Origin of the sequence: Shewanella sp. S23-S33 (assembly GCF_043359565.1) — a bacterium.
Taxonomy (GTDB): Bacteria; Pseudomonadota; Gammaproteobacteria; order Enterobacterales; family Shewanellaceae; genus Shewanella; species Shewanella oncorhynchi.
In genome coordinates this window covers 99,317-112,542 of record NZ_JBHFFD010000021.1, presented here as the reverse complement: position 1 = coordinate 112,542, position 13,226 = coordinate 99,317, and the positions used below count along the sequence as shown (strand labels likewise).

General features: G+C 46.4%; 10 protein-coding genes. 4 read left to right on the top strand and 6 right to left on the bottom strand.

Annotated features, from left to right (window positions below; translation table 11 throughout):
• Positions 1-152: 152 nt before the first annotated feature.
• Both pdsS and pdsR read right to left on the bottom strand, forming a co-directional pair.
• Positions 153-2,312 (bottom strand): proteobacterial dedicated sortase system histidine kinase, encoded by a 2,160-nt coding sequence (gene pdsS / locus ACHA99_RS06545; RefSeq protein WP_028760269.1) that lies wholly within the window; start codon positions 2,310-2,312, stop codon positions 153-155.
• 93 nt (positions 2,313-2,405) lie between these two features.
• Positions 2,406-3,098 (bottom strand): proteobacterial dedicated sortase system response regulator, encoded by a 693-nt coding sequence (gene pdsR, locus ACHA99_RS06540; protein WP_263181825.1) that lies wholly within the window; start codon positions 3,096-3,098, stop codon positions 2,406-2,408.
• Between the two features lie 258 nt (positions 3,099-3,356).
• Here pdsR and pdsO point away from each other — a divergent pair, with 258 nt between their 5' ends.
• The 3 genes from pdsO to ACHA99_RS06525 all read left to right on the top strand — a co-directional run bounded on the left by pdsO (position 3,357) and on the right by ACHA99_RS06525 (position 7,318).
• Positions 3,357-4,187 (top strand): sortase-associated OmpA-like protein PdsO, encoded by an 831-nt coding sequence (gene pdsO, locus ACHA99_RS06535; RefSeq protein ID WP_393941772.1) that lies wholly within the window; start codon positions 3,357-3,359, stop codon positions 4,185-4,187.
• A gap of 87 nt (positions 4,188-4,274) precedes the next feature.
• Positions 4,275-6,593 carry a marine proteobacterial sortase target protein gene (locus ACHA99_RS06530; protein ID WP_393941770.1) on the top strand — a complete coding sequence of 773 codons (2,319 nt, stop codon included), beginning with the start codon at positions 4,275-4,277 and terminating at the stop codon, positions 6,591-6,593.
• Positions 6,594-6,610: 17 nt separating this feature from the next.
• The gene (locus tag ACHA99_RS06525; RefSeq protein ID WP_393941768.1) at positions 6,611-7,318 is read left to right on the top strand and encodes a class GN sortase; all 708 of its coding nucleotides are present in this window, start codon (positions 6,611-6,613) and stop codon (positions 7,316-7,318) included.
• A gap of 104 nt (positions 7,319-7,422) precedes the next feature.
• Here the strand turns inward: ACHA99_RS06525 and ACHA99_RS06520 are convergent, their stop codons facing one another.
• Complete coding sequence (locus tag ACHA99_RS06520; protein WP_028760265.1) at positions 7,423-8,448, bottom strand: GGDEF domain-containing protein; 1,026 nt, start codon at positions 8,446-8,448, stop codon at positions 7,423-7,425.
• Between the two features lie 209 nt (positions 8,449-8,657).
• On the opposite strand from ACHA99_RS06520, the gene ACHA99_RS06515 reads away from it, so the two are divergent.
• Positions 8,658-10,280: a M28 family metallopeptidase gene (locus ACHA99_RS06515; RefSeq protein ID WP_393941766.1), complete on the top strand. Its 1,623-nt coding sequence runs from the start codon at positions 8,658-8,660 to the stop codon at positions 10,278-10,280.
• Between the two features lie 139 nt (positions 10,281-10,419).
• Here ACHA99_RS06515 and ACHA99_RS06510 read toward each other — a convergent pair whose 3' ends face one another.
• The 3 genes from ACHA99_RS06510 to ACHA99_RS06500 all read right to left on the bottom strand — a co-directional run bounded on the left by ACHA99_RS06510 (position 10,420) and on the right by ACHA99_RS06500 (position 13,128).
• Positions 10,420-11,283, bottom strand: coding sequence for a hypothetical protein (locus ACHA99_RS06510; protein ID WP_028760263.1), 864 nt, complete (start codon positions 11,281-11,283; stop codon positions 10,420-10,422).
• A 373-nt stretch (positions 11,284-11,656) separates the two neighbouring features.
• Positions 11,657-12,658 carry a RimK family alpha-L-glutamate ligase gene (locus ACHA99_RS06505; RefSeq protein ID WP_113941500.1) on the bottom strand — a complete coding sequence of 334 codons (1,002 nt, stop codon included), beginning with the start codon at positions 12,656-12,658 and terminating at the stop codon, positions 11,657-11,659.
• Between the two features lie 20 nt (positions 12,659-12,678).
• On the bottom strand, positions 12,679-13,128 hold the full coding sequence (locus ACHA99_RS06500) for a DUF413 domain-containing protein (protein WP_028760261.1): 450 nt from the start codon (positions 13,126-13,128) through the stop codon (positions 12,679-12,681).
• Positions 13,129-13,226 lie beyond the last annotated feature (98 nt).

Below are 13,226 nucleotides of genomic sequence, written 5' to 3'. Positions count from 1 at the left end.
TAATTGGCGTTTCTTATCGATTGTTATGACGGTCATCTTAGCATCTGCCCGCATAAATGACAGGAGGCGCGTGATGAGTTTGGCTCATGTTATTGGCCTCCTGTATTTTAGCTGTTGAGATTATGACGCAGGGCTTAAAAGCTGTAACACGCTTAATTTAAAGGTAAGGTAACAAGGATATCCACACCATTATGTTCGCTGCGATTACGGGCAAGGATTTGTCCTTGGTGGAACTCGGCGACCAATCGCGCGATATACAGACCTAAGCCTAGGTGGGGTTTATCTTGGGCTTGATTAATCCGCACCGACACCATGGAATCGAAAATCTGCTCCGACATATCAATGGGCAGTTCAGGCCCTAAGTTACTGATAAGCAGAGTTGCTTGCTTACCCACTTGGGTGAGTGTGACTTCGATAGCACTGTCTTTATGGCAAAACTCAATGGCGTTGGCGATAAGTTTGTCCATTAACTGGGCGATATATTCTGGCACCCCTTGCATCATCAGTGGTTGTTCGGGCACTTTCACACTAAAGCCTTGTTCTGGATAGGTCATTTGATAACCTTGCATACAACCGCTGACCACTTGGGAGAGTGGGAACTTGGTGATATCGGCCTGCGTTAAACTCTGTTCTAAGCGTGTTGCCTCGCTCATGTTGTTTAAAATCATGCTTAAGCGGCTGACACCTTCTTGGGCGCGGTCGACATATTTTTGCGTGTCTTTATCTAAGGTCTGCAGGTTTAAATGCTCAAGGGATGAACGCACCACAGCCACGGGCGTGCGCAACTCATGGGACAGGCGCGACGACATGTTTTCTAGATAGTGAGTGTACTGCCCCAGTCGCCCCACAATGCTAGAGAAGCTACGGGACAGATCGCCAATTTCATCCCGAGCCTTCGACGGTTTGAGGTGATTACGCACACGGCCTTGGCTATCGATGGCATTTTCGGCTTCATCGCGCAATTTACGAATGCGGTTAGAAATACTCGAGGCGAAGAAGAACAGCGCCAAGGTGCCCATACTCATTATGGTCAAAATCACGTTAAAGAGTTTTTCCAGCGCTCGGTTGCGTAGGGTTCGAATTCCGTGGGTGGTTTCTTCGGCGACGACGGCACCCATCACATTGTTATCAATCCAAATGGGGCTCGCAGCGGCGAGTACCACAGCTTTGTTGTCTGGGGTTAACCGCCAAGTCGAACTTTGCTGACCTGCGAGGGCTTTTTGGATATGACTACCGTCAAGCTCGGTGGAATCTTGTAAGGAATCAATAAAGTCTTTGGGCGGTTTTGTGAGAATTTTATAGTACAGCGGATGCAGATAATCACGCTTGAAGGTATCCCACAGCGCGGTGCTCTTTTCATCTTCTAAGGTGCGGGTCCATACACTGTCATTCGCGCGAATGTCACCGGATTTTGCCAGTACGCGGCCGTGTTTATCGACCACCCAAATACGTGAGCTATAGTGGCTCATACCTTTGATAATACTTTCAATTTCCGGTGATGGTACCAGCACAGTGCCGAGATTGTCGACCGTATCTAAGGCCGAGGTGCCGACAACTGCAGCCACATCACGGTATTTGCTGTCGTTGACATCGGCAATGGCAAATCCGAGTTTGCTGCCGACCATGTCTAAGGGAATACGCAGCTCGACATTGTAGCCCACATCTGTCGTCGCCCATTGTCCTTGGATGCGCACCTCAGGTGTGACGGGTACAGTTTGCTTAGGATTAGCGGGTAATTCGAAGGCGCTGATCCAGCCGGGTTGAGTCGTGGCAACGATATAGCGTTTGAATTTATTGTCGGGCGCGAGTGTTGCAATCGAGAGATGATCGTTTCTATCGACACTTAGGGCATTTTTACCCCGCAGTACCACTGTTGGATCAATGACTTGAAAAAAAGCATACAGATAACCATCGTATTGTCCGACCATGTGGGTAAAGCTTAAGGTCAGAGGGGCGTTCGGATCGGCACGCATAATTTGGTGCGCCTCACCGTATTGGATAAATCTGTGCTGATATTCCTGCCATTCGTTGAGTTTGCCGTCGAGTAGAATCGCCCCCGCCAGTGGATAGGCGTATAGATCGCGGCTTTTTTCCACTTGCTTTAAAAAACTCGCTTGCCCATCGAACAATTTTGGCCGCTCGTGCAGCGCTGTGGCCAGTGCTTGAGTGGTGCCTTCTAAGGTGCGTTCTTGGCCGTGGCGAAGATACTTTTCCATTTCCCACACATATTGATACCCCAGCCAAGGTAGGCAGAGCAAGAACAGGCTAAGGCCGATGACTTTAGTGCGTAGACCAAAGGGGAAACGTGTCATAAGTTAGGGATCAGCATTAATGGGTTTAAAAGTTCATTTATCCAAGGTTATCTGGTTCAACGCCGCGCGCTTAAAGGTTGGTTAAGCCATAGATCAGGCTAAGCTGTCCCAGCGATAACCCATACCATAGACAGTATCAATACAATCAAACTCTGGCGCGGTAGCGATAAACTTTTTTCGAATGCGTTTCACATGGGAGGTGATCGTGCTGTCATCGACAAAGATTTTAGCCTCTTGCATTAATTCATGGCGACTGCGTACATGGCCTGGATGTTTGGCTAACGCATGCACCATCCAAAATTCGGTCACAGTAAGTTCGATTGGTAACTGGTTCCAATAGACTTGCATGCGGTTGGCATCAATGGTCAGTGGGCCACGTTCGAGCAGGTTTTCCTGCGCCGTTTGGCCGGCCGCAAGTTCAGAGCGTCGAAATAATGCGGCTAAGCGTGCGGTTAAATGCGGAAAACTCACTTCTTTACTCAAGTAATCATCGGCGCCTAAACGCAGACCACACACAGTATCAAAGTCACTGTCACGGGCGGTTAAAAAGATGATCGGCAGCGTGCTCGACATGGCGCGCAATGACTGACATAGCATAAAGCCGCCGTCAATTTCATTACCTAAGCCGATGTCGATAATGGCTAAATCCGGTAAACGGGTATTAAAGGCTAGCATGGCCGATGGTCTGTCGGCGTAGGTTTGCACGCTGTAACCGTGTTGTTGCAGCACGTCCTTGTAATTCTCGCGAATGGCCGCTTCATCTTCCACTATGGCGATACGCTTCATAGAGCCGTATTCCTATTGACTTGGGGGAGTAAGTTTTCGTGACTATACAGGATTTTACCCGAGAAAAAAGGCCACAAATGCAATTGCCATTTTGTTGCCACAATTGATAGTTGTATTGCCATTTTCCATCCCTGCTCATGCCATTCCACTTGTGTTTAATAGTCCCATTCAGTTTTGTACCCGTTTGACCTGATGTGGTGTTGAGTGGATTGCTTCAGGTACGAGTCCAAGCTCAGCTAATAATCAAAAAGGAATGAGATGATGAAAAAGACACTAATTAATCTATTGGTTTTGAGTTTATTAAGCGCACCTATAGCCAGTGTGTCCGCGCGGGTTTCACTGCAAAACCAAGTGATAGGACAAGACCTCACCCTAGAAAATGATGTCTATGCTAGCGGTATAGCGATGGATGACGAATACGCAAGCGAGGACGAACAACCGGAAGCCCTCATTGGCCTCGGTGGTGGAGCCTTAGTGGGGGCGTTAGTCGGTGGTCCAGTGGGGGCTATTATTGGTGCGTTCACTGGCACCTTAATTGGCAAATCAGTCAGCGATACAGACACTCTGCACGTTCAGCAAAGACAGATCCATTTGCAAGAGTCCCAGTTATCCGAGTGGAGTGTAAAACAGCAAGCCGCCGAAAAACGGGCGAGCGAATATACCAAGGCGCAGCAAGAGCTGGATGAGTTGCTATCCGCGCAACGTCAATTGCTCAGTGAACTCGCCTTGGGGCTTAGCGTACAGTTTCGTACCGGTTCCTCTGAGGTTGAATCGCATTTTTTGCCTCAATTAGATGATGTGGCTGAGGTGATGAATTTGTCACCAGAACTCAATCTTGAGCTGAAGGGCTATGCCGACCGCCGTGGTGATGAGAGTTACAACCAAGCCCTTTCTGAGCAGCGTCTACTGGAGGTGCGTGGCTACCTGATTAAGCAAGGCGTCACTGCCGAGCGTATGACCACTCAAGCCTTTGGCGCTTTATCGCCTTTGCAAGCCGACCAAGACAGAGAATCGGATGTGTTCGACCGCCGCGTGACATTAACACTACAGCCTCATTTGGCCTTGACGGCCAGGCACGCTGCTGACTAGCGGTCAATTTAAGCTGTCCATTTTACGTCGTTCATATTAACGACAACCAACATCAGTTCATATTTGTTAATAGAGGAAGCCTTTGTGATGATCACAGGGAAAAGGGTAAAAGAAGTGAGTGAAGCGGTAGCGGTATTGCTGATCAGTGCCGCCGTGTGTTGGGGTTTGCCCTTTGTGGCATTAGCTTCGCCGAATAGTACCAGCACATTGTCTGCGCCACAGAATATGGCTTCGGCATTGGTCGGGCAACATAGTGCTCACAGAACGGCAGAGTCACACATCATTAATTACGATGATATCACGCAGGGGCTGTTGCTTTATCGCCAGCCGAGCGGTGCTTGGGTGCCATCTTTGCCGCTCGATACACAAGTGTCGATGCAAGTCTCTGGCTTAAGTAATCGCGTGAGCGTGAAACAGGTTTTTCGCAACAATACTGAATTTGTGTTGAATGGGCAATATTTGTTCCCGCTGCCCAATGAGGCTGCGGTGGATTCGTTGCGATTACATATAGGCCAGAGAGTGATCGAAGGGCAAATTCATCCTAAGGCCGATGCCAAGCAGATTTTTGAGCAAGCGAAAGCTGAAGGCAAACGTGCCAGCTTAGTGAGCCAAGAGCGGCCTAATATGTTTACGACCGAAGTCGCAAACCTAGCACCTCAAGAGGAGCTGATTGTAGAAATCAGCTATCAGGAGACCATTAAATATGAAGATGGTTTGTTTAGTTTACGTTTTCCGCTGGTGGTCGCGCCCCGTTATATTCCGGGATTAACATCGGATTCAAGTGCTAGCGATTCACATGATCCTATGGCACAGGTGCGCCAATCAAGCCGAGTGACAAGTTCGCAGGTGTTTGATGCTGACCGGATTGTGGCACCAGTGCGGCATACGGCCAGTGGACGCGATCCTGTGCTGAAGGCAGACATTCAAGTTTTACTCGCAAAGGGGGTTGATAGAGCGTCCATTGAGAGTCCTTACCATGACATCAAACTCAAGCAAGACAACAGCGGCGCGGTCGATGTATCGCTGGCGCAACGTGTGCCTGCTAATCGGGATTTTGTGTTGCAATGGCGAGTACAGCAGGGCACTAGCCCAATGGCTTGGGTGTTTAATCAGCAAGGTAAAACCCATAAGCTCGATGGCGAAAATCTGTCTCAGGATACACTTGAGACAAGTAAAACCAGCGGCGTAAATGATGATAATTACAGTCTCGTCATGGTGTTGCCTCCTAAGGTTGAAAAGAGTACTCAGCCGAGTTTGCCCCGTGAATTAATTTTAGTGATTGATACTTCGGGCTCTATGGCGGGGGATTCTATCGTTCAAGCTAAAAATGCACTGTTATACGCGTTAAAAGGACTGAAGCCGGAGGACAGTTTTAACATTATCGAATTTAACTCCAGTTTGTCTCAGTTCTCAGCAGTGCCATTACCGGCGACCTCGTCGAATTTGTCACGGGCCCGTCAGTTTGTGAGCCGTTTACAGGCCGATGGTGGCACTGAAATGGCGTTGGCACTGGATGCTGCCTTGCCAAAATCCTTGGGCAGTGTATCGCTTGATGCAACGCAGCCTTTGCGCCAAGTGATCTTTATGACCGACGGCTCTGTGGGCAATGAACAAGCGTTATTTGATTTGATCCGTTATCAAATAGGTGAAAGCCGCCTCTTTACTGTCGGCATAGGCTCGGCACCTAATTCTCACTTTATGCAAAGGGCGGCTGAACTCGGTCGTGGCACTTTTACCTATATTGGCAAAGTGGATGAAGTCGATGAAAAGATCAGCGCCTTACTCAGCAAAATTCAATATCCAGTGTTAACCGATATTCAAGTGCGTTTTGATGATGGCAGTGTGCCCGATTACTGGCCATCACCGATTGCCGATCTGTACCGCGGTGAGCCAGTGCTCGTGAGTCTAAAGCGCAGCGCCCGTGAGCCACAGGAGTTAGTGATTTCAGGACGCCAAGGGCATCAAAACTGGCAACAGTCGCTCTCGCTGCAGGACAACTCCGCAGGATTGATGACCCATCAAGGTGCGGGTTTAGATTTGCTGTGGGCGCGTAAACAGATTGGTGCATTGGAGTTGAGTAAAAATGGCGCGAATGATGACAAGGTCAAACAGCAAGTGACGGCCTTATCAATGAATTATCACTTAGTCAGCGACTATACCAGCTTAGTGGCGGTGGACTTAACCCCAATTGATTCAACTGCAATGAGCCGTGATGCCGTGGTTCGTCAGCACTTGCCCTTAGGTTGGCAACCTTTTGGAGCCTTGCCGCAAACCGCGACTTCAAGCCGTTTGGATATGTTATTAGGTGCGCTGACCTTGCTACTCGCTTTGATTCTTACAGGATCGATTCTTCGACAAAGACGTGAAGAGAACGCGGCCTTGGTGGCACTTGCCAGTGAACGATGAGCGACGAGTTAAGCGCGATGAGCAAACGCAGAACACAGCGATTTTTAGTGGTGGGATTATTTTTAATTGGCGCAACATTGTTAGGAAAGGGACTCTATATGCAAGCTAAAGCACACTTTGCCCAGTATTTGATTGAACAGGCGTGGACTAAAACCTTGGCTGATGGCCAATCCCATAAACCTTGGTCATGGGCGGATACCTATCCCGTGGCAAAGCTGTCTATTCATCGTGAGCAAGTGGCGGCGAACAACAATATTGAAGCAGAGCTTAATGACAGTTTATATGTTCTTGCGGGGGCTTCTGGGCGAAATTTGGCCTTTGGTCCGAGTCTGGTGTTGTCCAGTGCGCCAGCGGGGCAAAAAGGCAATACTGTGATTGCCGGCCACAGGGATACGCATTTTGCGATACTCAATGGCATGGCGGTGGGGCGTCGATTATCGTTACAAACGCTTAAAGGTAATCACATTATTTATGAAGTGGTGGCGACTCAGGTCGTACATGAAACAGAAACTCACTTTATGGCGCCATCCGATGATAATCGCTTAACGTTAATTACGTGTTATCCCTTCGATTCACTTCAAGGCGGTGCTGAACTGCGGTTTGTGGTGCAGGCGATCCCCGTCGAAAATGAGTCGATGGAAACACTCGGTACGAATGTATCCGTTTCAATAGGGAGTGGCGTACAAGGGAATATTGGAACTGTTTCTCGCAGTTTCAAACATTAATCTGAAATCTCATTTAAATCCTTCATGTAGCTTTCAAAAAATGCTCTTTTGTTAATCATCTTAGCCTGAAGCTGAATTATCGGCTTCAGGCTAAGTTATAACCATCAGTTACTGATAGGCAGCACACGATTTCGTCCTAAGCGTTTGGCTTCATAAAGTAATTTGTCTGCCGCTTCAATCAATTGCATACCCGTTTGTTTTTCTTGCCATTGGGCGACACCAAAGGAAGCACTGATATTATTAATGCGTTCGTCTTTGCGTCTGTCTTTTAAACTGAGTTTTTCGAGTCCACGGCGCATAGCTTCGGCCAGTTGCCTTGCGATACGTAGCTGACTTTTAGGGACAATAATCGCAAATTCTTCACCGCCAAACCGATACAGTTTCGTGCCATCGCGGCAGGATTCCTGTAGTCGTTTCGCCACGGCGCGTAACACTTGGTCGCCGAGCTGGTGGCCATAGGTGTCGTTAAACACTTTAAAATGGTCGATATCGGCCAAGATCACACAAGTGCCTAAGGGGGCTTGGGCTATCATTCCTGCAAAATCAGTGTCAAAGGCGCGGCGATTAAAGCAGCCCGTCAGTGCATCGTAGAGAACGTCTTTTTCTGTTTGTTCAAGTTTTTTCTTTAGTGCGTCTATTTCGGTTTGAGCCTTCTGCAGCTGACCGGTAAAGAACTCTGTGCTCGAGCGAATATTGTCCGACTCTTTCACTAAGCTGCGGACCAGATCGAGTACTTGCTCAACGCTAAAGCCTTCGTCTTCGATGCGGTTGAGCTTTTCAAAATTACTTTCGATACGTGACTGGAAGTCATTGGCATCTAGATTGGTATCTTTGAGTGATTGGGAAAGCTCAGTCACCATAGCATCCAGATTTTGGCGCATTTCTCTGACATCGAGTTCAACTGGGTCGGCAACATATTGGCGATACAAGATTTCGCTACTGACAGGAGGGCAAGTATTGTATTGGGCAATAACAGTATCGAGTTGTTGATTTAACTCCGGATTTTGTTCACCAACATAAGTGTACCAAAGCGCATAGTTAACGGGGGTGGTCGGAATTTTATGTTTGAGCATCAGAGGCACTGCTTTTTTGAGGTTCAGTGCAGCGGCTTGTAATAACTCTAGCGACATATTGTTACCTTACTCAATGAAAATACACGGATATTTTAAAATTTCGCTATTTTTTATTCTGTTGCAGTCAGATTTAGGTCAACGACAAGAATATCGGTTAGATGGAGACATGATTACCGTTAACTCCTGGATGCAGCGACTCCGTTTGCGCTAAGACTTCCATCATAAATTAAAGGTGATATGGTAAAGTCTATCCTTAAAACCAAATAATGATAATAACTTGGGAGAAAGTTGTGAAAAATTTAATCATAACCACAAGTCTGTTGGCCACTATCTCATTACCTGTCTTTGCTGAAACGGCATTTGTGAAAAGTCTCGATCTCGTGCAATACCGAACCGATGTGAAAACCTTAGCGAGCGATGCTTTTGGGGGACGCGCGCCCTTATCTGAAGGAGAGACGTTAACTTTAGACTATTTAGTGACAGCATTTAAAGATATGGGTCTCAAACCCGGATTTGGCGATAGCTATTTACAGGCGGTTCCTTTGGCGCAAATTAGTGCCGATCAAAACATGCAGCTTGATATCGGCGGACTTAAATTTGCCAATGGCAGTGAATTTACCGCGAGAACCCAAAGAATCGCTGAAACCGTGAGCCTGAATAAAAGCGATGTGGTATTTGTTGGCTATGGTATCAATGCACCCGAATATGGCTGGAATGATTATCAAGGGTTAGATGTAAAAGGCAAAACGGTCATCGTACTCGTGAATGACCCCGGCTTTGCGACCCAAGATCCAACAATATTTAAAGGCAATGCTATGACCTATTATGGTCGCTGGACTTATAAATATGAGGAAGCGGCGCGTCAAGGCGCTGAGGCCGTGTTTATTGTTCACGAAACAGCGCCTGCCGCCTATGGCTGGGGAGTGGTGCAAAACTCCAACACGGGCACTAAGTTTACTCTGGTCGATGCCAATAATAACCAAGGTCAAGTGGGCGTGATGGGCTGGGTTCAGCACGAAACCGCACAAAAAATCTTTGCCAAAGCGGGATTGGATTTCGATACCTTAAAACGGCAAGCAGCCAAGCCAGACTTTAAACCAATCCCCCTTAAGTTGACGGCACAACTCACGTTAAACAATAAAATTGAACGCGCCGAGTCCCATAACGTTGCGGCTTTACTACCCGGTAAAACGCGCCCAAATGAAGTGGTGATGATGCATGCCCATTGGGATCACCTCGGTACTGTGATTGAAGACGGTAAGTCAGAGATTTTAAACGGTGCGGTCGATAATGCCAGCGGTGTGGCGGGGGGTTTAGCGTTAGCGCGTTACTTCAAACAGCAAGCTAGCACGGCGCCACTGGATCGCTCGGTGCTCTTCAGTGCCTTTACTGCAGAAGAAACGGGTCTGATTGGTGCACAGCATTTTGCTCAGCATCCCAGTGTGCCAACCAAAAATATCGTCGCCTTTTTAAATATCGATGGCATGAATGTAAATAAAGGCGTGGATTACATTTTGCGCTATGGGGAAGGGGTATCTGAGTTGGAGCAATACTTAGATAAAGCTGCCAAAGCCCAAGACCGTTCGGTAAAAGCGGATCCAAGACCACAGAATGGATTGATGTTTAGATCAGACCATTTTGCGCTGGCCCAGCAAGGTGTACCAGGATTGTTATTTATGAGTCTTGGGGATACAGATCCTGACTATATTGCACATAAATATCACCAAGGAGCCGATGATTATGATCCAAATTGGACGTTGGAGGGCGTGAGTCAAGACCTAGACTTGATCGCCAGTATGATAACCACTTTAGCGAATGGTTCAGATTGGCCCCATTGGCTTGAATCATCAGACTTTAAAGCCAAACGTGAGCAGGATGGCCGTAAATAGGTTTAATGGGTTGGATCATGAGGGCGTCCAGTAGGCGCCCTTATTTTTTAGCACTAATTTGGGCCAGGGTTCGGGCAACTGTTTGAGCTAGAAGGGGTGTTTAATACAATATGGGAAGAGATTTTTTATAGAATTAAAATTAAAAGGAATAGCTGATAGAAAGCATAGGGCCAATAAAATTGTAATAGATGTTGTAATCGGCGATTTGAGTATCTTTATTCGGCGAATTTTGGGCGATATCAACGTCAACTTTATAGTAGTTATAGGCCACGCTCATACGCCAGTTTGGGGTGATTTGTGCATTAACCCCCACTTTAATATCAACCAGTTCGCCTTTGACATCATTGAGTTTGATGTAAAAATACTGTGCATGGCTGGTGATTTGCCAACCAGGAACAAATTCATACTGACCATATATGCCAATGTCGGGCAGTGGCGCAGTGACATTTTCGTCAACAATGCGCGGAATTGCTTGGCTACCGCAGACATTATTGAGTAATTCCGATGAAGCGCAAACACCAATCACCCCTTCAAAACCTGTCTTGATAAACATAGTATGTAAACCAAGTGATAGACCGACATCATAGTTACTGCCTTGAAATACATCATAGCCATAGCCGAAGCGCAGTACATCAATGTTTAAGGTTGAATTTAGATTACCGCCTGCTTTGATATCGTAAATGGTGTCGTTAATCTCGAGCTGGAAGGGTTTCGTTAAGGCTTGGGTTTCGGCGTTACGATGAAGCTGTTTCCAGTCTAGGTAGATATTGTGCCGTTCGTTAAAGTGATAATTTAACTCGATAAAGGGTAAAAATTCGTTTTCTGCAAGTTGTAGATCGGACTCATAATCTAAGGTGAAATTATTACCCGAAATAGGGTTAGTGACTTCCATATTGGTGTCTGATTGCGAATAAAAGCCGCCTAACTGAATAGTAAAATCATCGGCTTGCACTTGAGTGCTGAGCAGTGACGCTATGATTAGGGGTAATAGGCGGATCGACATGTTAAGGAGTGACTCCTGCATTATTCTTATTATGTTTAGCGATAAGGTCAGAATTTAGTGCCATAAAAAAACAACATTTGGAGTTTAACAGCAAATTTTTTAATGTGAACAAAATGTTTTAAAAAATGCAAAAAATTGTGATTCAAAACAAAAGTAGAGCTGGTTCTCGTGAGGTTGAATGAAATTTGAGTGAGCGATCACATCAATTGTGGATTGAAAGACTAAGGGCAAGTGCTTCCTGAACGGCTTTAGGATTGTTGTGTTGGATGGGGCGAGATACAAATGGATATAGACACAAACATGGTGGAGAATCATCGATATTGAGAATATCTAGCGGTACGATCCCGCTAGATATTGATATGTCCTAGTACTTCTATTTCGTCTCGATAGAGGACGATAGAGGTGACGGGGTAGAAGTCTCAGCCTCTACGCTATCAGCCACGATTTTTGGGCTACTTGGTTCATCTTTATTAAACATGCCTAAACGGATGCGAATAAAATGCAAAATTTGCGCGGCAATATCCACATTCAAACAGGACTCTAAGCCCTCAAACCCAGGAGATGAGTTAGCCTCACAAATTTTGTAATGGCCGTTATCAAACAATAAATCGATACCTGCAACATCAAGATCGAGAATATTGGCTGTTTGGGTGGCAAGCCATTCAATTTCAGGAGTGATCTGAAATGGACGCGCTGAACCACCGGCACTGACATTGGCTTTGAAGCTGTCTTCTTGACCACGTCTTTCATAGCAACCCGCCACACGACCACCAATAGTGAATACGCGTAGATCGCGCCCATGACTGTTAGCGATAAACTCTTGCAGAATGATGTTAGCGTTTTTATTGGTCGCTTCAATCAACTGCATTAAATCGTCAAATTCACGCGCCTTATGGGATAAAAACACACCACTGCCCTGTGAGCCTGAAAGTGTTTTTATCACCACAGGAAAACCGAGATGGCGTTCTACGAGGGCGATATCGACGGGGAATTTAACCAACATGGTTTTAGGCGTAGGCAGATTCTTCTCGGCCAACAATTGTTGGGAGAATAACTTGTCTTTAACGATTTCAATGGCTTTAGATGGATTGAGGCAATATACCCCTAATCTTTCTAAGTGACGAATAATGGCTAAAGCAAAGTAGGTCGTGCCTGAGCCCATTCGCGGAATGATAAAATCGGGCAGCTCGACGGCTTGCCCATTCAATAAAATACTCTTGTTATCTTCTCTGGTGACAGTCAGATCAAATTCATCAGGTGCGTAAACTTCCAACTCTATGTTATCGGCTTTTGCTGCCGCCAGTAGACGCTCAATTTCATACCATTCAGGTTTTAGCTGAGTCGCGGTTTCTTTATATAAAATCCAACCACGCATTTAGTAGCAAACCTTAATCTTCATTCTTTATCCTCGGGTTCAGGTTCATCCTGAACATCATCTTCAATATCAAATACAGCCTCAGCCTCTATTTCTATCTCGGGTTTGGTTGCAGGCAAATGCACTGTACCAACCACGGCATAAAAGGGTTTCCCCATGGCGAGCCTGCGATACTTTACCCAGATCTGCTCTAACAAGCTACTGGGGGCGATATTTCCTTTGGCGACTTCCACAAATTGGGCTTCATCAGAGGTGCAAGGCAGCGTTTTCCCTTCCGCTAAATTCTTCATCGCATGACCATGCAATTCAAGGAGTTCAGCTTCTTTATTGGTAAAATCGCCGCTTCGTTTAAAGCCTTTGGGGAAATTAGCGTCGTCGTAGAAACGTTTTTGAGAGACAAAACTGGCAGCAACTGAGCCGTTAAACGTCTCAGAACCCTTGTTAGCGTTAAAAAAAGACTGTTCAGACATGGCAGATACCCTCTAGTTTTTGATATACAAAGATTTGCAACTGGAGTATTGGCTAGTATTATTGATTTATAAATCAAAAAAATTTGCCTATGTTGGTC